This window comes from Bradyrhizobium sp. Ken64 (genome assembly GCF_055807555.1).
Genome location: NZ_JBVVPA010000006.1, coordinates 54,425 through 76,165, shown reverse-complemented (window position 1 = coordinate 76,165; position 21,741 = coordinate 54,425). Strand labels below are relative to the sequence as shown.

25 protein-coding genes are annotated in these 21,741 nt (G+C 63.7%); 14 read left to right on the top strand and 11 right to left on the bottom strand.

Features of this window, described 5'->3' with window-relative positions:
* Positions 1 to 256 precede the first annotated feature (256 nt).
* Positions 257 to 3,121: an aminomethyl-transferring glycine dehydrogenase gene (gene gcvP / locus AC0L2F_RS12665; protein WP_473248766.1), complete on the top strand. Its 2,865-nt coding sequence runs from the start codon at positions 257 to 259 to the stop codon at positions 3,119 to 3,121.
* Between the two features lie 362 nt (positions 3,122 to 3,483).
* Here gcvP and recA read toward each other — a convergent pair whose 3' ends face one another.
* The gene (gene recA / locus AC0L2F_RS12660; RefSeq protein WP_007602214.1) at positions 3,484 to 4,572 is read right to left on the bottom strand and encodes a recombinase RecA; all 1,089 of its coding nucleotides are present in this window, start codon (positions 4,570 to 4,572) and stop codon (positions 3,484 to 3,486) included.
* Between the two features lie 249 nt (positions 4,573 to 4,821).
* On the opposite strand from recA, the gene AC0L2F_RS12655 reads away from it, so the two are divergent.
* Positions 4,822 to 4,989 (top strand): hypothetical protein, encoded by a 168-nt coding sequence (locus tag AC0L2F_RS12655; RefSeq protein WP_473248567.1) that lies wholly within the window; start codon positions 4,822 to 4,824, stop codon positions 4,987 to 4,989.
* A 708-nt stretch (positions 4,990 to 5,697) separates the two neighbouring features.
* Here the strand turns inward: AC0L2F_RS12655 and AC0L2F_RS12650 are convergent.
* A complete protein-coding gene (locus tag AC0L2F_RS12650) occupies positions 5,698 to 5,955 on the bottom strand; it encodes a DUF2798 domain-containing protein (protein ID WP_063995748.1) in 258 nt (85 codons plus the stop codon).
* Between the two features lie 298 nt (positions 5,956 to 6,253).
* Here AC0L2F_RS12650 and AC0L2F_RS12645 point away from each other — a divergent pair, with 298 nt between their 5' ends.
* Positions 6,254 to 6,460: a hypothetical protein gene (locus AC0L2F_RS12645; RefSeq protein WP_473248566.1), complete on the top strand. Its 207-nt coding sequence runs from the start codon at positions 6,254 to 6,256 to the stop codon at positions 6,458 to 6,460.
* Between the two features lie 91 nt (positions 6,461 to 6,551).
* Positions 6,552 to 6,785, top strand: a complete 234-nt coding sequence (locus AC0L2F_RS12640) for a DUF6894 family protein (protein ID WP_007612180.1) — start codon at positions 6,552 to 6,554, stop codon at positions 6,783 to 6,785.
* A gap of 9 nt (positions 6,786 to 6,794) precedes the next feature.
* Here the strand turns inward: AC0L2F_RS12640 and AC0L2F_RS12635 are convergent, their stop codons facing one another.
* On the bottom strand, positions 6,795 to 7,049 hold the full coding sequence (locus AC0L2F_RS12635; protein WP_007612182.1) for a hypothetical protein: 255 nt from the start codon (positions 7,047 to 7,049) through the stop codon (positions 6,795 to 6,797).
* Between the two features lie 105 nt (positions 7,050 to 7,154).
* The gene (locus tag AC0L2F_RS12630; protein ID WP_007612188.1) at positions 7,155 to 7,466 is read right to left on the bottom strand and encodes a hypothetical protein; all 312 of its coding nucleotides are present in this window, start codon (positions 7,464 to 7,466) and stop codon (positions 7,155 to 7,157) included.
* 360 nt (positions 7,467 to 7,826) lie between these two features.
* On the opposite strand from AC0L2F_RS12630, the gene AC0L2F_RS12625 reads away from it, so the two are divergent.
* Positions 7,827 to 8,291, top strand: a complete 465-nt coding sequence (locus AC0L2F_RS12625) for a PaaI family thioesterase (protein WP_007612196.1) — start codon at positions 7,827 to 7,829, stop codon at positions 8,289 to 8,291.
* A 115-nt stretch (positions 8,292 to 8,406) separates the two neighbouring features.
* Here AC0L2F_RS12625 and AC0L2F_RS12620 read toward each other — a convergent pair whose 3' ends face one another.
* On the bottom strand, positions 8,407 to 8,700 hold the full coding sequence (locus AC0L2F_RS12620) for an HdeA/HdeB family chaperone (protein ID WP_007612197.1): 294 nt from the start codon (positions 8,698 to 8,700) through the stop codon (positions 8,407 to 8,409).
* A 180-nt stretch (positions 8,701 to 8,880) separates the two neighbouring features.
* Between AC0L2F_RS12620 and AC0L2F_RS12615 the strand changes: the two genes are divergently transcribed.
* Positions 8,881 to 9,123 carry a PilZ domain-containing protein gene (locus AC0L2F_RS12615; RefSeq protein ID WP_007612198.1) on the top strand — a complete coding sequence of 81 codons (243 nt, stop codon included), beginning with the start codon at positions 8,881 to 8,883 and terminating at the stop codon, positions 9,121 to 9,123.
* 254 nt (positions 9,124 to 9,377) lie between these two features.
* Here the strand turns inward: AC0L2F_RS12615 and AC0L2F_RS12610 are convergent, their stop codons facing one another.
* Positions 9,378 to 9,611, bottom strand: coding sequence for a hypothetical protein (locus AC0L2F_RS12610; protein WP_473248565.1), 234 nt, complete (start codon positions 9,609 to 9,611; stop codon positions 9,378 to 9,380).
* Between the two features lie 216 nt (positions 9,612 to 9,827).
* On the opposite strand from AC0L2F_RS12610, the gene AC0L2F_RS12605 reads away from it, so the two are divergent.
* Both AC0L2F_RS12605 and AC0L2F_RS12600 read left to right on the top strand, forming a co-directional pair.
* Positions 9,828 to 10,232, top strand: coding sequence for a hypothetical protein (locus AC0L2F_RS12605; RefSeq protein WP_063995747.1), 405 nt, complete (start codon positions 9,828 to 9,830; stop codon positions 10,230 to 10,232).
* Between the two features lie 110 nt (positions 10,233 to 10,342).
* Positions 10,343 to 10,675: a hypothetical protein gene (locus tag AC0L2F_RS12600; protein WP_473248564.1), complete on the top strand. Its 333-nt coding sequence runs from the start codon at positions 10,343 to 10,345 to the stop codon at positions 10,673 to 10,675.
* 76 nt (positions 10,676 to 10,751) lie between these two features.
* Here AC0L2F_RS12600 and AC0L2F_RS12595 read toward each other — a convergent pair whose 3' ends face one another.
* The 4 genes from AC0L2F_RS12595 to AC0L2F_RS12580 form a co-directional block, all read right to left on the bottom strand.
* Positions 10,752 to 11,108, bottom strand: a complete 357-nt coding sequence (locus AC0L2F_RS12595; RefSeq protein WP_473248563.1) for a carboxymuconolactone decarboxylase family protein — start codon at positions 11,106 to 11,108, stop codon at positions 10,752 to 10,754.
* A 9-nt stretch (positions 11,109 to 11,117) separates the two neighbouring features.
* Positions 11,118 to 14,339 carry an efflux RND transporter permease subunit gene (locus AC0L2F_RS12590; RefSeq protein ID WP_473248561.1) on the bottom strand — a complete coding sequence of 1,074 codons (3,222 nt, stop codon included), beginning with the start codon at positions 14,337 to 14,339 and terminating at the stop codon, positions 11,118 to 11,120.
* On the bottom strand, positions 14,336 to 15,325 hold the full coding sequence (locus AC0L2F_RS12585) for an efflux RND transporter periplasmic adaptor subunit (protein ID WP_473248560.1): 990 nt from the start codon (positions 15,323 to 15,325) through the stop codon (positions 14,336 to 14,338). Before AC0L2F_RS12585 ends, AC0L2F_RS12590 begins: the two co-directional genes overlap by 4 nt.
* Positions 15,326 to 15,449: 124 nt before the next feature.
* A complete protein-coding gene (locus AC0L2F_RS12580) occupies positions 15,450 to 15,749 on the bottom strand; it encodes an ArsR/SmtB family transcription factor (RefSeq protein ID WP_179950103.1) in 300 nt (99 codons plus the stop codon).
* Positions 15,750 to 15,858: 109 nt separating this feature from the next.
* Here AC0L2F_RS12580 and AC0L2F_RS12575 point away from each other — a divergent pair, with 109 nt between their 5' ends.
* The 6 genes from AC0L2F_RS12575 (at position 15,859) to AC0L2F_RS12550 (ending at position 21,027) form a co-directional block, all read left to right on the top strand.
* Entirely contained in the window at positions 15,859 to 17,145 is a 1,287-nt protein-coding gene (locus tag AC0L2F_RS12575) for an NAD(P)/FAD-dependent oxidoreductase (protein ID WP_063995742.1), read from the top strand.
* The gene (locus AC0L2F_RS12570) at positions 17,142 to 17,585 is read left to right on the top strand and encodes a thioredoxin family protein (protein ID WP_473248559.1); all 444 of its coding nucleotides are present in this window, start codon (positions 17,142 to 17,144) and stop codon (positions 17,583 to 17,585) included. The genes AC0L2F_RS12575 and AC0L2F_RS12570 overlap by 4 nt, the downstream gene beginning before the upstream one ends.
* 29 nt (positions 17,586 to 17,614) lie before the next feature.
* Positions 17,615 to 17,818: a YgaP family membrane protein gene (locus AC0L2F_RS12565; protein ID WP_007612209.1), complete on the top strand. Its 204-nt coding sequence runs from the start codon at positions 17,615 to 17,617 to the stop codon at positions 17,816 to 17,818.
* Between the two features lie 42 nt (positions 17,819 to 17,860).
* The gene (locus AC0L2F_RS12560; RefSeq protein ID WP_007612210.1) at positions 17,861 to 18,250 is read left to right on the top strand and encodes a DUF302 domain-containing protein; all 390 of its coding nucleotides are present in this window, start codon (positions 17,861 to 17,863) and stop codon (positions 18,248 to 18,250) included.
* A 31-nt stretch (positions 18,251 to 18,281) separates the two neighbouring features.
* Positions 18,282 to 19,721: a cytochrome c oxidase accessory protein CcoG gene (ccoG, locus tag AC0L2F_RS12555; protein WP_473248557.1), complete on the top strand. Its 1,440-nt coding sequence runs from the start codon at positions 18,282 to 18,284 to the stop codon at positions 19,719 to 19,721.
* A gap of 142 nt (positions 19,722 to 19,863) precedes the next feature.
* Positions 19,864 to 21,027, top strand: coding sequence for a GNAT family N-acetyltransferase (locus AC0L2F_RS12550; RefSeq protein WP_473248556.1), 1,164 nt, complete (start codon positions 19,864 to 19,866; stop codon positions 21,025 to 21,027).
* Positions 21,028 to 21,035: 8 nt separating this feature from the next.
* Here the strand turns inward: AC0L2F_RS12550 and AC0L2F_RS12545 are convergent, their stop codons facing one another.
* On the bottom strand, positions 21,036 to 21,701 hold the full coding sequence (locus AC0L2F_RS12545) for a DsbA family oxidoreductase (protein ID WP_007612225.1): 666 nt from the start codon (positions 21,699 to 21,701) through the stop codon (positions 21,036 to 21,038).
* Positions 21,702 to 21,741 lie beyond the last annotated feature (40 nt).

Sequence of the window (21,741 nt, the reverse complement as noted above, 5' to 3'; positions counted from 1 at the left end):
ACACACTCACTGTCATGCCCCGCGAAGGCGCAGGGCTATCGCACGAGAGTGTACGGGATGTTTCCACAACGTCATGGCCGGGCTTGTCCCGGCCATCCACGGCCTTCGCGCGACACCAAGAACGTGGATGCCCGGGACAAGCCCGGGCATGACGAGTTTGTGGCACGGACGTGCCGAAGCAACGTGATCCGCTTATGCGATTGCCCCTGCGCCTGCGGGCGTGACGACGACAGATGACCTAAAGCGAGGACCCATGATGACCGCGCACCGCAAATCCAACGGCGACACCACCGGCTTCGTACGCCGCCACATCGGTCCCTCGGCACGCGACGTCACCGCGATGCTCGAGGCCGTCGACGCGAACAGCGTCGACGCGCTGATGGCGCAGACGCTGCCCGCTTCGATCCGGCAGGCCGCCCCACTCGATCTCGGCAAGCCGCTCAGCGAGACCGAGGCGATCGCGCATATGGCCGAGCTCGCCGCCCAGAACCAGGTCTTCACCTCCCTGATCGGCCAAGGCTATTCCGGCACGATCCTGCCCGCAGTGATCCAGCGCAACATTTTGGAGAACCCGGCCTGGTACACGGCCTACACGCCCTACCAGCCCGAGATCAGCCAGGGCCGCCTCGAGGCTCTGCTCAACTTCCAGACCATGATCGGCGACCTCACCGGGCTCGACGTCGCCAACGCCTCGCTGCTCGACGAGGCCACCGCTGCCGCCGAAGCGATGGCGCTCGCGGAGCGACACTCGAAAGTTGAAGCAAAAGCCTTCTTCGTCGACAAGGACGTGCATCCGCAGACGCTCGCCGTGATGCGCACCCGCGCGGAGCCCCTGGGCTGGACCCTGGTCGTCGGCGATCCCCTCACCGATCTCGACAAGACCGACGTGCTCGGCGCGCTGCTGCAATATCCGGGCAGTTCAGGCGCTGTGCGCGACCTCAGGCCCGCGATCGCCAGCCTGAAGGCCAAGGGCGCACTCGCGATCATCGCCGCCGATCTCCTCGCCCTGACACTGCTCGCCTCGCCCGGCGAGCTCGGCGCCGACATCGCCATCGGCTCGGCGCAACGTTTTGGCGTGCCGATGGGCTATGGCGGACCGCACGCGGCCTATATGGCGGTGCGCGATGCGCTGAAGCGTTCGCTGCCCGGCCGCATCGTCGGCCTCTCCGTGGACTCGCGCGGGATGCCTGCCTATCGCCTCGCGCTGCAGACCCGCGAGCAGCACATCCGCCGCGAGAAGGCGACCTCCAACATCTGCACCGCGCAGGTGCTGCTCGCCGTGATCGCCTCGATGTATGCGGTCTATCACGGCCCCGAAGGCTTGACGCAGATCGCGCGCAATGTGCATCGCCGCGCGGCCGTGCTCGCCGCGGGCCTGCGCAAGCTCGGCTTTGCGCTGCAGTCTGACAGTTTCTTCGACACGCTCAGCGTGGATGCAGGTAGCAAACGCGCCGAGACCGTCGCGCGCGCCGCTGCCGAAAAGATCAACCTTGGCGTCGGCGAAACCGCATTGCGGATCGCGCTCGACGAGACCACCACGCCAGCGACGGTGGAAGCAGTCTGGCGCGCCTTCGGCGGGCAGCTTGCATACGCCGAGATCGACGCCACCACGCGCGAGGCGCTGCCGGAGGCGCTCAAGCGCGCGACCTCTTTCCTCACCCACCCCGTCTTCCATGCGCATCGCTCGGAAACCGAGATGCTGCGCTACATGCGCAAGCTCAGCGACCGCGACCTCGCGCTCGACCGCGCCATGATTCCGCTCGGCTCGTGCACCATGAAGCTGAACGCGACCACCGAGATGATGCCGCTGACCTGGCCCGAATTCGGCTCGCTTCATCCTTTCGCCCCGCGCGAGCAGGCGCGCGGCTATCACGCGCTGTTCGCGCGCCTGGAGAAGTGGCTGTGCGACATCACCGGCTATGACGCGATCTCGCTGCAGCCGAATTCCGGTGCGCAAGGCGAATATGCCGGGCTTCTGGCGATCCGTGGCTATCACGCGGCGCGTGGGCAGAGCCATCGCAAGATATGCCTCATCCCCTCCTCCGCCCACGGCACCAACCCGGCCTCGGCCGCGATGGTCGGCATGGACGTGGTGGTGGTCGCTTGCCAGAAGAACGGCGACGTCGACGTCAACGATCTCCGCGCCAAGGCCGAGAAGCATTCGAACGACCTCGCCGCGGTCATGATCACCTATCCCTCGACCCATGGCGTGTTCGAGGAGCACATCCGCGAGATCTGCGACATCGTGCATGGCCATGGCGGCCAGGTCTATCTCGATGGCGCCAACCTCAACGCGCAGGTCGGGCTGTCGCGGCCCGGCGACTACGGCGCCGATGTCAGCCATCTCAACCTGCACAAGACCTTCTGCATCCCGCATGGCGGCGGCGGCCCGGGCATGGGACCGATCGGCGTCAAGGCGCATCTCGCGCCGTTCCTCCCGGGCCACCCCGTGACGGATGGGAAAGCGCCGGTCGGGCCCGTGTCGGCCGCACCGTTCGGCTCGGCCTCGATCCTGACCATCTCCTACATCTACATCCTGATGATGGGCGGCGAAGGCCTCAAGCGCGCCACCGAGATCGCGATCCTCAACGCCAACTACGTCGCAGCAAGGCTCGATGCGCACTTCCCGGTGCTCTACAAGAACGAAAAGGGCCGCGTCGCGCATGAGTGCATCGTCGATCCCCGCGGGCTGAAGACGACGTCCGGCGTCACCGTCGACGACATCGCAAAGCGCCTGATCGATTACGGCTTCCATGCGCCCACCATGAGCTTCCCGGTGCCGGGCACGCTGATGATCGAGCCGACCGAATCGGAATCCAAGGCGGAGCTCGATCGTTTCTGCGACGCCATGATCGCGATCCGGAAGGAAATCGCCGAGGTCGAGGCTGGCCGCTTCAAGATCGAGGCGTCCCCGCTGCGCAACGCCCCCCACACCGTGCACGACATCGCGGACGACGATTGGAAGCGCGCCTACACCCGCGCCGAGGGCTGCTTCCCCGCGGGCACCTCGCGCACCGACAAATACTGGTCCCCGGTCGGGCGCGTCGACAACGTCTATGGCGACCGCAACCTGGTGTGCTCGTGCCCGCCGGTAAGCGATTATGCGGAAGCGGCGGAGTAAGACGCTGCGTAGGATGGGTAGAGCGAAGCGAAACCCATCACTGCGTTCCGTTCCAAGGATGGAAAGTGCGATGGGTTTCGCTTCGCTCTACCCATCCTACAGCCTGCGGCACACGATTTTATTTATATAAGGCGCAACCAGCAATCGGCTTTCGCGATCCCATCGCCACAGCCGTTCGTTGGTCAGCTCCGTGCCACCCCACCAGCGATAGATCCGGTTGTGGCGCCACATGTCGTCTTCGCGGGCAACCGCTTCATCGCGCCCCCCGAGCACGACCAATCCCAAACGAAACAGGCGCCGAAGACGTCGGCAACTCAACGTCCTCAGCGCCCGCTCCTCGCGAAAAACTTTACTGTTGAAGCTTACTCGTCCCCCGGCTCCTCGCCGTCGGCGTCACGCTCGGGGCTGCCGGCGAGAATCTGCTCGGCGATCAGGCCTGAGTTCTGGCGGATCGAGGTCTCGATCTTGGCGGTGATGTCGGGGTTGGCTTTCAGGAACGCTTTCGAATTCTCGCGGCCCTGGCCAAGACGCTGGCTGTCATAGGAGAACCATGCGCCGGATTTCTCGACGATACCGGCCTTGACGCCGAGATCGAGAATCTCGCCCATCTTGGAGACACCCTCGCCGTACATGATGTCGAATTCGACCTGCTTGAACGGCGGCGCCAGCTTGTTCTTGACGACCTTGACGCGCGTGGTGTTGCCGACCACTTCGTCGCGCTCCTTGATCGCGCCGATACGGCGGATGTCGAGGCGGACCGAGGCATAGAATTTCAGCGCGTTGCCGCCGGTGGTGGTTTCCGGCGAGCCGTACATCACACCGATCTTCATGCGGATCTGGTTGATGAAGATCACCATGGTATTGGACTTGTTGATGGACGCCGTCAGCTTGCGCAGCGCCTGGCTCATCAGGCGGGCTTGCAGACCCGGCAGCGCATCGCCCATCTCACCCTCGAGCTCGGCCTTCGGCACCAGCGCCGCGACCGAATCGATCACCAGCACGTCGACCGCGCCGGAGCGCACCAGCGTGTCGCAGATTTCCAGCGCCTGCTCGCCGGTGTCCGGCTGCGAGATCAGGAGCTCGTCGATATTGACGCCCAGCTTGCGTGCATAGACCGGGTCGAGCGCGTGCTCGGCGTCGATGAAGGCGCAGATGCCGCCCTTCTTCTGCCCTTCCGCCACCGTGTGCAGCGCCAGCGTGGTCTTGCCCGAGGATTCCGGCCCGTAGATCTCCACGACGCGCCCCTTCGGCAGGCCGCCGATCCCGAGCGCGATATCGAGCCCGAGCGACCCCGAGGACACCGCCTCGACATCCATCGAGCGGTCGTTCTTGCCGAGCTTCATCACCGAGCCCTTGCCGAACTGCCGCTCGATCTGGGAGAGTGCGGCGGCCAGAGCTTTACTCTTGTCCATGGAGGATCCTTCGACGATACGCAGGGCAGTGGTGGACATCGGGTCGTGCTCCTTATGACGAGGATTCGCGTGAGGGACAAACGATTGGCGAGGCGGCGCGGCGATAAAACCAATGTACCCCATTTGTTCTAGGTTCGCAATATGTTCTTTTGCGATTTTGGTCTTGCCTGACACGCATCAAAGACGGATGAGCCGCGCGCCGTCAGAATTCCGTAATCCTGCGGCACCGAACCTTTCGCGGTCTGCGGTCTTCTCTTGGACGGGACCGCAACTCTGGGGACCTCAGTCATGACGGACAACATGCATCACGATACGATCCGGCGCATTCCGCTGCTGGAGGCGGCGCGGGAGGAGATGAGCAAGTTCGAGCGCAAGGAAAACGAGTTCCGCAAGAAAGACCGTGAAGAGCGTGCCGCCGAACTCCATTTGCCGCTGGACGCGATCAAGGTTCATTAGCCGCCGAGACGAGGGCGGCGGAGCCGAGGCCAGCCGGCCGACGCGTCAGGCGTGGCGATGGTCGCCAGCGGCAACGCGCCGGCGACGGTGCCGGAGCGGCCGTCCGTTGATCTCATGGAATCGGCACGGGGATCGAGATTCGGATGGCCATGGAGGTGAGTCCGAGGCCATGAGGTATCTAAATACTACCAGTAGGCCATTGATTTCATGGTGGAATTTGTAGGCGGGCTACTGTGCATGGGGTTGTTTTCGTGTTTTTGAAAGGCGCGCATGGGCCTTCCACCCCGAGCCGTCTCCCGCAGCCAACACCGCCTACAGCAGAACCAGCAACCCGATCCCAATCACCAGCACGACGAAGCCAGCCGCCGTCGCGGCGGCGAATGACCGCTCTACGTTGTCCATGATGCCACCCCGTTGCCGGCACGCCACGTTTCCCCCATGGCAGCACCGTCGCTGCGAAATCTCGCCTGCGGTTGTGTCCTGAGTTGTGCGAACGGATGTCGAAATTGGGACCGGTGCAGGGCCAGTGTGCGGCCCCCGAGCTCTGGCTTTCGCTGCCGCCGTCGGGCCTTGTCAGGCTGTCGTAAGCTGCGCCGGCTAGGGTCGTCCGGCTATGGTGTTGCAGCCCAGCACCTCAGCCTCCAATAATTTTCTCCCCGCTTGGCTCTCCCAAGCGGGGTTTTTTCATGCTTATTTTCTTGCGGATTTTCATGCCGGCCGGCCGGTTTGCGAACCGCCCTCCTCCCGCGTCAGGCGCAGCGAGAAGGCGCGGATCGCCGGCGCCGCGAGCAGCACGATCGGCAGCATCGCCGCCCATGCGATCAGCCACGACGCCAGCCAGTGCGCGAGGAAGTCCAGCGCGTTCCCCACGGGAAGGCTGGCGATGCCCGCGGCGACCAGCGAGGTCAATCCCGACTGGATGATTCCGAACACGAAATGAGAATAGCGGCGGGGAATGCCCAGCATGACGCGCCCATGTTGCTGACCGTCATCGGGCCAAGCAAGCCACATGCCGCCGCGTTCCGGAAGGCGCCCTTACCCATCCCAGGAACTCTGTTCTTGGTCGGAGAACCACGGGCATGAGGTCTCGCGCCGCCGCGCGCGGCCGGCGTCTTTCGACATCCGATTTCGAATGTTTCGGAAGTGCGTGCGCTTGCGAGATAGCCGTGGGCTATCCGGGACTTACCGACAGATTTGGCTTTCGCTGGAATATTATGCCCCCCAGCATGTTCTCAGTGATGGAAGTGAATCGTGGGAGGTGGCCATGAATCACAGGGGCATCGAGTTCACCGTCGCCAAGACGGCAATTCCCGGGATCTGGCGGTGGCAGTTCCGAATCGGCGAGCAGATCAAGACCGGCAGGACCGAGACCAAGATCGATCTGTTGGCGATCCGGCGGGTGCAGCTGCGCATCGATCGGGAGCTGAAGGCGATCGGTCGCAAGCCGCGTCCATGGGAGGTTATTCCGTAGCCGCCCGGAATTGATCTGCCGATGGTTTGGGATTGGACTGCCGCGATTATGGCCGTGGGGACTGAGCCATCAGGCGCGATCGGTACGAACCATGCCGCTCTACTTTTTTCGAATCCGGAACGGCAGCTATTCCGGCTGTGCCGACCAGGCGTCGGAATTTGCAAATCGCGATTTGGCCTGGAGGGAGATGACCAGCCTCTGCGCCGACATGGCCGCCGGCATCGCCCGCAAGCTCCAGGAAAATTCCGAATGGCACATGGAGCTGCTGGACGAGGCCAAGGAGCCCGTGTTCCGGATCCGCATCACGTCCGAAACCTTCGAATAGGGGCCATGCCTAATCCGCGCTGGGCAGCCGCCGCATCGTGAATTCGATGTCGCCGCCGGGCAGCTCGCGCCAGGTCTCGACCGCGCTCATATAGCCGGCCTTGGGGTAGCGGGCGAAGAAAGCCTGCGCCCTCTCCCGCGCCGCCGCGCGCGGCAGCGTGAAGGTCTCGCGCAGATAGCCGTCGCCGGCCGTCGGGCCGGGCTTGCCGCCCATCTTGCGCCGGCGCGCCATCCGCTCGGCGAGATCCCGCGGACGATCGGCCATGCCCTGTCCTCCTCGACGCAATACGCTCCCGCGCAATGTAGGAAGCAGGCCGATCAAAGAGGAGTCCCGGCCGAAGGCGCCAGCCGCCTCCGATCGGCCGGAAGGTCAATTGGCAGTCGTGCCGGATTTCTTCTTCGGCGCCCCGGTTGCGGCCGACGCCTTTGGCGGCGCCGGTTGTTTCGGCGGGTCGGAGCGCATGCCGCCCCAGGGATCGCTGGACGCCTTGGAATCCGGAATCTTTTTCAGCGTTTCCTTGTAGGCCTTGTCACGCTCGGCTTCCGCGGCCTTCTCCTCCGGGGTCTTGCTAGGCCCGTCTTGTAACAAATTGATATTGGGCAGTTGCGCAGAGGCCGGTCCCGCCAGCACGGTCGGTCCCGCCAGAACAGCCAGCACCGCGGCCACACGGAAAAGCTTCATCATTGACTCCTTGATCATCCATGACGGCGCGGGTCGCCCGCGCCTTGTCACCCCTGTCACAACCGCAGGGGCCGCTCGGCCCGCTAGAGCCGGTCCGATCGGCACGATTTCGGCGCGTGGAGCCAGTCGTCCCAGATCGGGCCGCACTTGGTGCACCCGTTCAGCAACAGGCCGAGCCCGGCCAGACAAAACACGAGGACATACCGACGCAACATCACCCACCCATACCCACTCCGTGGCATCATACCGGGCGAAGTCAGGCATTTTCAAGCCGACGGGACCCGCGGCAGACCGGGTGACTTTGCCGCGCCGGCCCGCTCGGAATGCCGAACATCCGACAATACGGAGGGAACGACAGCAATGCCATCGCAGCCAGAAGCCGAGTTCGGCATCACTGAGGCCCGACGCATCCTCGGCGAAGTCTTTGCGCCCTGGGTCCAGGATCTCAACCTGTCGGTCGAGCGCATCGAGCACCTGCCGCCGCCGGACGTGCCGGACTGGCAGCCCGCAGCGCTCCTGCGGATGCCGTTCTCGGAACGGCTGTGCCGCAACGGCGGCGTGGTCTGCGGCCAGGCGCTGATGGCGCTCGCCGACACCGCGATGGTGATCGCGAACCTCGCCGCCAACCGCGGCTATCGTCCGATGACGACGGTCGACCAGACCACGCATTTCATGCGCGCCGTCTCCTCGTCGGACGTGCTGGCCGACGCCCGCGTGGTGCGACTCGGGCGCACCATGAGCTTTGGCCGGGTCACGCTGCTCTCGGCCACCGACAACAAGCCGGTGGCGATGGTGTCGAGTGCGTTCGCGATGCTGCCGGGGTGAGCATCTTCGAAAGAAGAAAGCCGCGTGAGCGCAAAGCGCACCGCGGCTCTCAATGGCGTCATGTCGAGACGGGAAACGCGGTTGTGATCTCGCGTCGCGCCGTCACGCGGAGAAATTACTTGCCGAGCACTTCGTCAGCCGCGGTGACGATGCTGACGTTCGGATTTTTTCCGCAATAGCTGCCGAACTGCTTGGCGTTCTGGACGAACACGTCGGTGTCGATGATCGCGTTCTCTTCATCGCCCTTGTACCAGCCGTCCATCCAGGTCAGCACCATCTTGATGGTGTCGTCGCCGCTCTCCAGGAACTGCTTGCAGCTCATGGTCGCGAGATCGAGCTTGGTGGCGTGGGCGGGCATGGACGACAGCGAGAGCGCTGCGGCGAACAGAAGCGAGAACGTGGTCTTCATCAATATCTCCATCGGCGTGTAGCGCCACAAAGGAACGGCTTGGGGAAAAATGGGCGGAGTGACTTCCGCTTCGACGTCGTAAACGAAATCTGAAGCACTATGCAAGTAGCGCCAGTATTGAGTTTAGTTCAACGTAATTTCTATGCACTACATCACAAAGATCATTATGGATTAACGTGGATGATCGAGAAGCGTGCAGCGCAGCGTTACCGGGTTTTCAAGGGTGGAAAGATCACCTTTGAAAACAGCGGCATCACGTGCACGGTGCGAAACATGTCGGCGAACGGAGCCGCAATCGACCTCGACGCCACCGTCACATTGCCGCAATCGTTCACGCTCGCGATCGCGCGCGACAATTTCGTGCGCAAATGCCGCGCCGTCTGGCGTAGCGAGAAGCGCATCGGCCTCGCTTTCGTACAGTAGTGCACATGATGTGAATGATCGTTCGCATCACATCCACAACACGATGATCATTGCTTTGATGCGACGGCGACGGCTCGCGCAGACTCACATGGGCTTGCCGGTGTCGCGGTCGAGCACGACGACGAAACCTCGCCTGCCCAGCGGGCTCGCTATGGGCCAGCCGTTTGCCGCCCGATGCTTGGCTGCGGTGACGATGCAAGGAGCGTGATGAGAGCGGCCAAATAGCGCGGGCGGCTCGCCAACGCCCGCCTCACCTATTTCGGCTTCTTGGCAGGTTCAGGCGGACGCGCCCCGCTCCACGGATCGTACTTCTCCTTGGACTCGGGAATGCGCTCGAGTGCGGCCTTGTAGGCCTTCTCGTCGACCTTGGGTTTGTTGTCCGCCTTCTGGCTGCCCTCGTTAGGCTGACGCCTGCCACCACCCATCTGCGCCTGCGCGGAGGCAACCGCCAGCGCCAGCATGGCGGCCGCTATGACCAAAATCCTCATGGGCGCAATCCCCCTCGTCTGGGGTACAAACTAGCCGGCAATTATGGAATAGCAAATGCCGCGGGCTCCAGGGCTTCAGGAGATCTTGGCTTCAGGAGATCTTGGCTTCAGGAAATCCCGGCTCCAAGAAATCCTGGCTTCAGCAAATCTTGATCGGCCGGGTCTTCGTCGGATCGCATTCGTGCCTATGTTTTGGCCCGCAGGGGATCTTCACGGATGTTACGGATTATTGCTCACGCCGCGCTGCTGGCCAGCGCGCTCGCGCTCGGGGCCTGCGGCTTTGCCGACAGCCGCGCACCGGTGCCCGAGTTCATGCGCATGAAGGAGGCCGAGCAGCCGCCGCCGGAAGCGCCCCCCGACGTCAAACGCGTCGTGCGCGAGCAGATCGAATTCGTCTTCCTCAGCACGTCCTATCCGCGCGAGGTGCACGTCGCCACACCCCATCGTGAGGTACGGGGACCGGGCTGGACAGCTTGCGTCCGGGCCCAGCTCACCTCGGCGACGGGATCGCCGCTCGGGCCACAGACCTACATCGTGACCATATCAGGCGGAAAGGTGGTCGATCGCCGCCGCGCCGAGGCGGACGACATCTGCGGGTCGGAAAGCTACGAGCCGATCTAGGAACAAATCACGCCGACATGCAATCCGGTTCCGGGAAAAACCAGCAAGACCGCCGGGAACGATCATCGCCTCCCTTTCTTGTTACCGCCGAGGGCAGTTTCGAGGAGGACATGATGAGGACATTCACGATTGCATTGCTGGCTGGCGTCGGAGCCTTGGCAGCGGTGAGCGGCGCGAAGGCCGCCGACGTCTATACGACCAGCGAATACACCAGCCCCGATCTCGTCCAGGAAGTGCGGCTGGTCTGCGACGATTCCGGCAATTGCTATCGCAGCCGCGGCGGCTCGCGCGTGATCGTGCGCGACTCCTACGCGACCATGCCGCGCGACCGCTACTATGAGCGCCGCACCTATCGCGACTGGGACGATGGTCCGCGCGGCGGCGTCGGCATCCGCGCGCCCGGCGTCAGTATTGGCGTCGGTGTCGGCCGGGACCGCTGGTAATCGATGAAGCCCATGACAGACGGGACCGGACGAGACAACTCGTCCGGTCCCGCCCATGCGATTCGGACCACAGACGTCAGGCGGCAACTGTCTGTTGCTGGAACTGCTCGTAGGCGGCGATCGCATCCGCGGCATACATCAGCGACGGCCCGCCGCCCATGTACACGGCCATGCCGAGCGTCTCCTCGACCTCCTCGCGCGTTGCACCGAGCTTGACCAGGGCTTCGGTATGGAAACCGATGCAGCCGTCGCAATGCGCGGCAACGCCGAGCGCGAGCGCAATCATCTCCTTGGTCTTCTTGTCCAGCGCGCCGTCGCGCGTGGCGGCCTGCGCAAGCGCGGAAAATCCCTTCATGGTGTCGGGAATGTCACCGCGCAGCTTGCGCAGGTTGGCGGAGATTTGGCGGGTGATCTCGGGGTAATTCTTGTCCATCGTGCCTCTCTAACCGGGTTTGATCTTGGTGGATGCCTCGCGCGGCGCGCGCAAGACGATGTAGATCGCGGGAATGACGAGCACGGTCAGTAGCGTCGATGACGCCAAACCGAACAGAAGCGAGATTGCAAGCCCCTGGAAGATCGGATCCAACAGGATGGTCGCAGCTCCGATCATTGCCGCAAGGGCGGTCAGAAGAATCGGCTTGAAGCGCACGGCGCCGGCTTCAAGCACCACCTCGCGCAGCGACTTGTCCCGGCCATCGCTGTGGCGGATGAAATCGACCAGCAGGATCGAATTGCGCACGATGATGCCGGCGAGCGCGATGAACCCGATCATCGAGGTTGCGGTGAAAGGGGCCGCGAGCAGCCAGTGCCCGATCAGGATTCCGATCAGCGTCAGTGGGATCGGCGTCAGGATGACCAGCGGCAGGCGGAAGCTCTTGAACTGGGCAACGACGAGCACGTAGATCCCGAGGATCGCCGCACCGAAGGCCGCGCCCATGTCGCGGAAGGTAACCCAGGTAATTTCCCATTCGCCGTCCCAAAGCAGCGTGGGCCGCGACTCGTCCGCCGGCTGGCCGTGCAGGCTGATCGCGGGCCTCGGCAGCCTCCCCCAGTCATGCGCATCCACGCGGTCGGCAACTGCGAGCATACCGTAAAGCGGGGCCTCGAAACGACCAGCAAGTTCGGCCATCACCATGTCGGCGAAGCGGCCATCGCGTCGGAAGATGGTTGGCGAGCCCTCCTCCACGGTCGCTTTGACGACTTGTCCGAGCTCGACAATTGTCTTGCTGCCGGGAAGGGTGTTGGCGGGTACCGGCGTCGAGGCCAGCGCCTCGTCCCAGACCAGATCGCGCTTGCCCAGATGCACTGCGATTTCGATCGGGTTGCGGTCCTCGCCGCGATGCGAATAGCCGATCGAGATGCCGCCGAACAGCGCCTGTATCGTCTCGTAAACGTCCCGCTGCTCGACGCCGAAGAATTCGAGCCGGTCCTGATCGATCGACAGCCTTAACCGCGGCCGCTTCTCGCCGATGGAGTCGTCGATATCGACGATGAAGGGAATCTCAGCAAAAATCTTCTTGAGCTCAGTCGTGACAGCGCGACGCGTCGCGGCGTCGGGACCGTAGACCTCGGCCAGCAGCGTCGAAAGCACGGGTGGTCCCGGCGGGACCTCGACGACCTTGATGCTGGTGCCTTTCGGACTGTCGAGCGCCTTCAGCCTCCCGCGCAGATCGAGCGCGATCTCGTGGCTCGCGCGCTTGCGCTCGCCGCGCGCAGTGAGGTTGACCTGCACCTCACCGAGCTCGGGCCGCTCCCGCAAATAGTAATGCCGCACCAGGCCGTTGAAATTGAACGGCGCAGGCGTGCCGGCATAGGCTTGCAGCGAGGTGACCTCCGGCAATTGCCGCGCGATCTCGGCCGCGCCGAATAGCGTGCGCTCGGTCGCCTCCAGGCTCGCTCCTTCCGGCAGGTCGATGACCACGGCAATTTCGGACTTGTTGTCGAACGGCAGAAGCTTGACCGTCACCGACTTGGTCGCAAACAGCGTCATCGACAGCAACGTCGCGACGCCTACGCCGAGCAGGAATGTCCAGGCCGAGCGCTTGCTACGTACGATCGGCATGGCGAAGCGCCGGTAGAGCCGGCCGAACCGGTCTTCGACCTGCGCCGCATGTGCCGGCGCAATGTCGCCCTTCGGCGCGAGCTTCAGCATCAGCCAGGGCGCCACCACCATCGCGACGAAGAATGAGAACAGCATGGCCGCCGAAGCATTGGCCGGAATCGGCGCCATGTAGGGGCCCATCAGGCCGGATACGAATAGCATCGGCAACAGCGCCGCGACCACTGTCAGCGTCGCGACGATGGTGGGGTTGCCGACCTCCGCCACCGCTTCGATGGTCGCATGCAGTCTCGGCCGCCCGTCTCGCATGCCCCAATGTCTCGCGATGTTCTCGACCACGACGATGGCGTCGTCGACCAGGATGCCGATCGAGAAGATCAGGGCGAACAGGCTGACCCGATTGATGGTGTAGCCCATCAGATTGGCCGCAAACATCGTGAGCAGGATCGTGGTCGGAATCACGACGAAGGTCACCACTGCTTCGCGCCAGCCGACCGCAATCGCAATCAGCACCACAATCGAGATCGTCGCGAGCCCAAGGTGAAACAGGAGCTCGTTGGCCTTTTCGTTGGCGGTCTCGCCATAGTCCCGCGTTACCGTCACCTGGACGTCGTCGGGTATGAGGCGTCCCTTCAATCCCTCCAAGCGGCGATTGATATCGGCGGAAACGACCACCGCGTTGGCGCCCGCGCGCTTGGCGAGCGCGAGGCTGACCGCAGGCATCCGCGTCCACTGCCCGTTCGCGGCTCGCGCATCGTTCCAGACCCGGTGCTCGATCGTATTCGGACCGATGATGACGCTGGCAACATCCTTGACGTAGACCGGTCGCCCGTCGCGGGTCGAGATCAGCAGCAATCCGATGTCAGGAATGCCTGATAGCGTCTGGCCGGCCGCAACATTGCGCACGGTGCCGGCATCGCGGACCTGGCCGGCGAGGAACGAACGGTTGGCATCCTTCACCTTGGCCACGAGCTGTTGCAGCGTGACGCCGAACAGCGACAATTTTTCGGGATCTGGTTCGACCCGGATCTGCTGGGCCGCGCCACCGGATAGGTAGGTCAGTCCGATGTTGTCGACTTTCACGAGCTCCGAGCGGAGCTTGTCGGCAAGCTCGAACAGGTCCTTGTCGGTCCAGCGGCCGGCGGCCTCCGGTTTCGGCGACAGCGTCAGGATTGTCACAGCAACGTCGTTGATGCCGCGGCCGACGATCGAAGGCTCTGGAATTCCAACCGGGATGCGGTCGAGATTGGCACGAATTTTCTCATGGACGCGGAGAATAGCGTCCTCCGCCTTGGTGCCGACCAGGAACCGCGCGGTGACCATCACCCGGTCGTCCTCGGTCTGGCTGTAGACGTGCTCGATGCCATCGATGCCCTTGACGATCGCTTCGAGGGGCTTGGTAACCAGCTCGACCGCGTCGGGTCCGCGCAAACCGTCGGCATTGACGCGGATATCGACCATCGGGACGCTGATCTGCGGCTCCTCCTCGCGCGGAATTACGACGACGGCAATCAGGCCAACGACGAGCGCAGCGATCAGAAACAACGGTGTGAGCGGCGACGCGATCGTCGCCTTGGTGAGCCTGCCCGAGAGTCCGAGATTCACGGCCTCACCAATTGGTCGCCGGCGCGAACGCCGGACAGGATTTCAAGACCATCGGGAAGCGCGGGCGTCGGCAACTCCGGTCCACGCTGAACCGGAACGTCGATCACCCCCCCGGCCTTTTGCAGCCGCACGTAGTCGATGCCGAACCTGGTCGTCACGTAACCTGCCGGAACGACGTAGGCCGGCCGCGTGCCGCCGGCGATCCACACCCGAAGCCGGTCGCCGACGAAATATTCGCCGAGACTTTCGACGGTGGCATCCGCGATCACGCGTCCTTCCTCGATCAGCGGATAGACGAGATCGATAACGCCCCACTTGGCGGTTTCGTCGCCAAGCTCCGCGCCGTCGATGCGAACCCTGTCGCCAGCCTTGAGATGGCGCGCATGGCGCTCCGGCACCCGCAGCCGCAATTTGAAGTTCTGCTGTGCGACCGTGACGATGGGATCGCCCGGCATCACGACAGAACCAATCGTAATGAGCCTTTTCAGAACGCGTCCCTCTGTCGGTGCCAGGACCTGGCCCTGGTTGAGCTGCTCGTTGATCACGGCGCGCTCGGCGGTCTTGGCGCGGAGACCGTTCTCCGCCACGTTCAGCGCGGTCCGGGTCTCGTCGAGCTTGACGCGCGGAAGCGTGCCGCGCTCGACCAGGCCCTCGATCCGAGTGAAATCAATCTGCGCCTGGTTGGCCTGCGCCTGCAGCGCCTCGATCTGAGCATCCAGAGACTTCATCTGGAGGCCGAGCTTCTCGTCCCCGATGGTGGCAATCGCTTGCCCTGCGGTCACGCGGTCCCCTTCCTTGACCTGGAGCTGGACCACGGTTCCGCCAATGCGCCCGCGCGCCGGCACCACGCTGATGCTCTCGACGGTCGCGAAGACGGCCTTTTCGTCAGCGACGACGTGCTGGGCTACCGTCAGTGTTTCCGCCGACGCGAGACCGGCCTGCAAGGCGGCGGTCGCGAGCGCGACCAGAAATCTCAAGGGTCGCATGGGCTGTATCCGCAAAATCATGGAACCGTCACACCGGGGTGCGGTGCGCCTCTGTGATTTGATCAGCTTGATCGAATGTGGTGTTGATCTCGCTCAACGCGCCGCCACTCGAATGCATGTAGTTTCATTTCGCTTTCGTGGACTTCGGCGCGCAAAAGATTTGATAGAGCGTTTTCAAGATCTCCCGCGCCGGCTCGCTCGCGATCGAATAGAATATCGTTTGCGCGTCACGTCGCGCGGACACCAACCCGTCCTTGCGAAGAAGCGCCAGATGCTGGGAGACTGTGGAGTCCCGCAGGTTCAGGAATTCGGCAAGTTCGCCGACGGAACGTTCGCCGTCGATCAGCTGACAGATGATCAGGAGCCGGTGCCGGCTGGAGAGCGCCTTCAGCAATTCGCTCGCCTGGTCGGCCGCCCGCTCCATGATTTGGCTATTTATTTTCATACTTGCGTATATACGATATTACGAATATATCGTCAAGCGCAGAACGGCCGGGACTGAACCGGCGTAGCGATCTTCAATGGAGGTACCCATGGCGGAAATCGTCGTAGTCGGAGCCGGTCTGAGCGGAACACTGATGGCCTATGAGCTGCTGCCCCAATTGAGACGGGACGATCGCCTGAGTGTGGTGTCGCAGGGCGCAGTCTATCATTTCGTCCCCTCGAATCCCTGGGTGGCAATCGGCTGGCGCAAGCGAGACGAGATCGAGATCAATCTCGAAGATATCATGAAGCGGAAGGGCGTCCGCCTGCTGTCGCAGGGCGCCAAGCGTGTGCATCCGACCCATAATCGTATCGATCTCGGCGACGGTACCTCGATCGATTACGACTACTTGATTATTGCGACAGGTCCCGAGCTTGCCTTCGACGAGATCCCGGGCCTGGGTCCGCAAGGCCACACACAGTCCATCTGTCACGTCGATCACGCCTCCCGCGCGAATGAAGCGTTTGAGAAGCTCGCGGCCAATCCCGGTCCTGTGGTGATCGGCGCAGTCCAGGGCGCTTCCTGTTTCGGGCCCGCCTACGAGTTCCTCTTCATCCTGGAAACCGAGCTGCGCCGCCGCAAGCTGCGCGACAAGGTGCCGATGACCTTCGTCACCTCCGAGCCGTACATCGGACATCTCGGCCTTGACGGAGTCGGCGATACCAAAGGCCTGCTCGAAAGCGAGATGCGCGAAAAGCACATCAAATGGATCACCAACGCACGCGTGGACAACGTTGGGCCCGGCATGATGACGGTGGAGGAACTTGCCGAGAACGGTACGGCTCATAAAGCACACGAGTTGCCTTTTGCCTATTCGATGATGTTGCCCGCCTTTCGCGGTGTCGAGGCGGTGCGGGGCATCGAGAAACTGACCAACCCTCGCGGTTTCGTCATCGTCGACAAACATCAGCGCAACCCGACCTATCAGAACATATTCGCCGTCGGCGTCTGCGTTGCGATCGCTCCGGTCGGATCAACGCCGGTGCCGGTCGGTGTGCCGAAAACCGGCTTCATGATCGAGTCGATGGTGACGGCGACTGCCCTGAATATCGGAGCTCTGCTCCGTGGCAAGGAGCCGACGGCGCAGCCGACCTGGAATGCGATCTGTCTTGCGGATTTTGGCGACTCTGGAGTCGCCTTCCTGGCGCAACCGCAGATCCCGCCGCGCAATGTCAACTGGTCGTCCAAGGGCGAGTGGGTGCACTACGCCAAGGTCGCCTTCGAGAAATACTTTCTCCGCAAGATGCGGCGCGGCGAGAGCGAGCCTTTCTATGAGCGTTTCCTGCTCGACAAGCTGAACATCACCAAGATCAAGGAGGTCAGGACCGGCACATGAGCGAGATGCGTCAGATCGTCTGCGGACATTGCGGGCGGACCAACCGCCTGCCAGCCGAGCGCGCGCCGAACAGCGCGCGTTGCGGCGCCTGCCACCAGCCGATCTTCACCGGTCACCCGATCGAGGTCGACGAAGATGGCTTCGAACGCCACGTCGCCGGCAATGACATTCCCGTACTGGTCGACGTCTGGGCGCCCTGGTGCGGCCCGTGCCGCGCCATGGCACCAATGTTCGAGCGCGCCACCCTGGAGCTCGAGCCGAGGGTCCGGCTGCTGAAGCTCAACTCCGACACTGCCCCTACCGTCTCGTCGCGCCTCGGCATCACGGGCATACCGACACTGCTGTTAATGCGCGGCAGTCGCGAGATCGCGCGCCACGCCGGCGCGATGGATGCACGCAGTATCGTCGCCTGGACCGAAACCGGCCTTACCCGTTCCTGACGTCACCATACCTTCCAGAGGAGCCTGCCATGAATGTCGACAAAGCCGTTCTCGCCTTCGCGGGGTTCGTCGTCCTGCTCGGACTCGCGCTCGGCACCTACGTCAACGCCTACTGGTATCTGCTGACGGCCTTTGCCGGCCTGAACATGATCCAGGCCTCGTTCACCGGATTCTGCCCCGCAGCGGTCGTGTTCCGGAAGCTCGGGTTGCGAGGCGGCTGTGCGTTCTCTTGAGCGCGGCGCGGCAAAGACAACCTAGTTCGACGGAGACAGCCCGTGACATATCACTTCTCGAAGACGGTCGAGCTGCCGTTCGATGCGGCGGTTGCGGCGACGATTGCGGCGTTGAAGCACCATGGTTTTGGTGTGCTTACCCAGATCGACGTCAAGGACACCCTCAACAAGAAACTCGGGGCCGATTTTCGGCCGTATCTCATCCTGGGAGCGTGCAATCCCAAGCTCGCCCACGAGGCGCTGACCCTCGAGGACAAGATCGGGACGATGCTTCCCTGCAACGTCGTGATCCAGCAGCACGACGGCGGCAAGGTCGAGATTTCCGCGGTCGATCCCGTCGCGTCGATGGCGGCGGTCGAGAACCCGAAGCTCGGCACCGTCGCCGGACAAGTTCGCGAGTTGCTGAAGCAAGTCGTGGCCGACATTGCGTGATTTCATTCGCAACTGATTGCAGAGGCCGACCATGACCGACGACACCATCATCGAAGGCCCGCTCTACGAGAAGCGGAAGAAGGTCTACCCGCAATCGGTCCACGGGCCGTTCCGCCGCATCAAATGGGCGATCCTCTGCGTCACGCTCGGGACCTATTATCTGCTGCCCTTCATTCGCTGGAACCGCGGACCCGGCCTGCCGGACCAGGCTGTCCTGGTCGACTTGCCGCATCGCCGCTTCTATTTCTTCTTCATCGAGCTGTGGCCGCAGGAAGTCTATTACTTCACGGGCCTGCTCATCATTGCCGCCATGGCGCTGTTCCTGATGAACGCGGTGGCCGGTCGTATCTGGTGCGGCTACATGTGCCCACAGACGTTATGGACCGATTTGTTCTATGCAGTGGAACGCTGGGTCGAGGGCGACCGGCGCGAGCGCATGCTGGGCGACAAGCGCTACTGGACCTTTGGTCACATCCGGAAGGTCGCAACCAAGCACTTCCTCTGGATCATGATCGCCTGGTGGACCGGCGGCGCCTGGGTGCTTTATTTCGCTGACGCGCCGACGCTGGTGAAGGAGCTCGCCACTTTCCAGGCCCCCTTCATCGCCTATCTCTGGATCGGCATCCTGACCGCAACGACCTACGTCTTTGCAGGCCACGCCCGCGAGCAGATGTGCATCTACATGTGTCCCTGGCCGCGAATCCAGGCGGCGCTGACCGACGAATGGGCACTCAACGTCACGTATCGCCGCGACCGCGGCGAGCCACGCATGTCGGTGAAGAAGGCGGAAGTTACCCGCAGCCATGGCGACATCGCGGGCGACTGCATCGACTGCCATCAGTGCATCAACGTCTGCCCGACCGGCGTCGACATCCGCCACGGCATCCAGCTCGGCTGCATCCAATGCGGCCTGTGCATCGACGCCTGCGACAACGTCATGCGGGAGATCGGCCGGCCCGCCGGCCTGATCGGCTACGATACCGACATCAACATGCAGCGCCGGAGCGAGGGCAAGGCGCCGATTTACCGCATCATCCGCGCGCGCACCCTGATCTATACCGCGGCCATTGCCATCGTCGGCGGCATCATGATCTACGCGCTCGCCACGCGCGCGACGATGGACCTCAACGTGCTGCACGAGCGCAATCCGCTCTTCGTTCAGCTCGCCGATGGCGGCGTCCGCAACGACTACACCGTGCGCATCCTCAACAAGGGCGCGCAGCGGTCGTTTGCGCTCGAAATCTCCGGCCTGCCGGGCGCGACAATTCGCGTCGCCGGCATCGAGACCGGAGCTGACGGCAAGCCCGTCGTCGAGGTCGGGCAGGATCAAACCCGCGAGGTCCGGCTGTCGGTGCAGGTCGGCCCGACCCAGCTGCCGCAGACCTCGCGCGACATCGACATCGGGATCACCGACACCGCCGGGGGCGGACGTGCAAGCGCCCGCGACCATTTCGTACCGGGTGACCGCTAGGCACCGTCTCCCGCGGTGTCCGGCGGCTCGCGGCCGGATGCTCAACGAGACGTTAATATTACCACTCGAATTGAAGCGGCGTCCCAACGGTATTTTCCAATCTTTGCGCTAAGCATGGCCTCCTGAACGGGGACGACGGGACGTGGTCGACATCGCGCACCAGGCTGCGATCAAGCCGGCATCGGCAAAGCATGCCGCGGCGGCGCGTGCGCGCGTCCCGCTCACGGCGATCGAACCCGGCCAGTGGCGCGCACTCGCGCAGCGCGCCATCGAGCCGAACGGATATTATCTGCCGGGCTGGGAACTCGCTGTCAGCGCAACCGCGCGCGACCGCACCGATGCCTCGGCGCTTCCCGCATGCGATGGATCGCGGCTGATCGGGCTGATGCCGGTGATCTCGCTCTGGCGAGCATGGAAGATCCCCCTGCCCGCGCTGGTGAGCGCGCATCCCTACGGCACGCTGTGCAGCCCGCTGATTGACCGCGATGCCCCGATCGACGCGGCGACGCGCCTGTTGCAGCAGGCCCGCGCGACCGGCGCCCATGCGCTCGTGCTGAACGACGTCGCGCTCGATGGGGCAGCAATGACCGCCCTCAACGAGGTTCTGAATCGCGACGGCCTGAGGCCGCGCCTCCTGAGTTCCTACATCCGCGCCAGCCTCGACGCGACCCAGGACGGTGAGACGCTGCTACGCGACGCGCTCGGCAGCAAAAAGCTCAAGGAGCTGCGCCGCCAACGGCATCGCCTCGAAGAACACGGCGCCGTCGTGTTCGACGTCGCACGCAGCCCCGACGAGATCAGGCCGGCGCTCGAGGCATTCTTGCAGCTCGAAGCCAGTGGCTGGAAGGGCAAGCGCGGAACCGCGCTGGTCCAGCATGCCGGCGATGCAACCTTCATCCGCCGCGCCGTTCCCGCGCTGGCAGAAACCGCGCAATGCGAGATCGTCACCCTTCGCGCGGGCGCGACGCCGGTGGCCGCCGGCATCGTGCTGCGCCATCAGGACCGCGCCTTCTTCTTCAAGCTCGGCATCGACGAGCGCTTTGCAAGATATTCGCCGGGCGTGCAGCTTACGCTCGAGCTCACCCGCCGCCTCTGTGCCGATCCCGCCATCGCCAGCGCGGATTCCACGGCGAGCGCCGATCACCCCATGATCAATCCGATCTGGCGCGGGCGCTTCGCCGTCGGCGACGTGCTGATACCGTTGCGGCGGAACGACCCCATCGTGACGCTCGTTCACGGAGCACTCGTCGCGCACGGCATCGCCTACGCGGCGGCGCGCCGCGCAGTTCGTCTGCTTCGTAAATAAGAGAGCTCCTACTCCGCCGCCTGGGCGTTGATCTCCGCGGAGACCTCGCGGATGGCGCGCGCGAGCATGTTGGGATCCTGCGCGCCGGAGACGGCGTATTTTTGCGCGAACACGTAGGTCGGCACGCCGGAGATGCCTTTCTCGGCGGCTTCCTGCGCGTCCGCCGATACGCGCGCGACGTCCTCGTCGGTCACAAGGCGCTTGCGCACGTCGTCGGCATCGAGGCCGACATCGGCAGCCGCCTGCACAAGCACGTTCAAATCGGTGAGGTCGCCGCCGTCGCGGAAGTAAAGCTCCATCAGGCGCTGCTTCATCTCGGGCGCCTTGCCGATCGCCTCGGCCCAGAGGATCAGGCGGTGGCAGTCGGTGGTGTTGGGTTGACGCGCGACAAGCTCGGGCCGATAGACGAGCCCCTCTTCGCTCGCGGCCGCGACGACGCGCCCCGCAATGCCCTTATAGGCCTCGACCGAGCCGAACTTCTTGGTGAGATACTCCTCCCGGCTGATGCCCTCGGACGGCACCCACGGATTGAGGAAGAAGGGACGGAAATTGAGCTTGACCGGAACATCGGGCACCAGCGCCAGCGCGCTCTCGATCCGGTGCTTGCCTATATAGCACCAGGGGCACACCACGTCGGAAACGACATCAATCTGGAGCGGCTTTAGGGTGCTCATGAGCGCCTCCTTGGGGCGTTGCGGGTTGTGCCCAAAGATA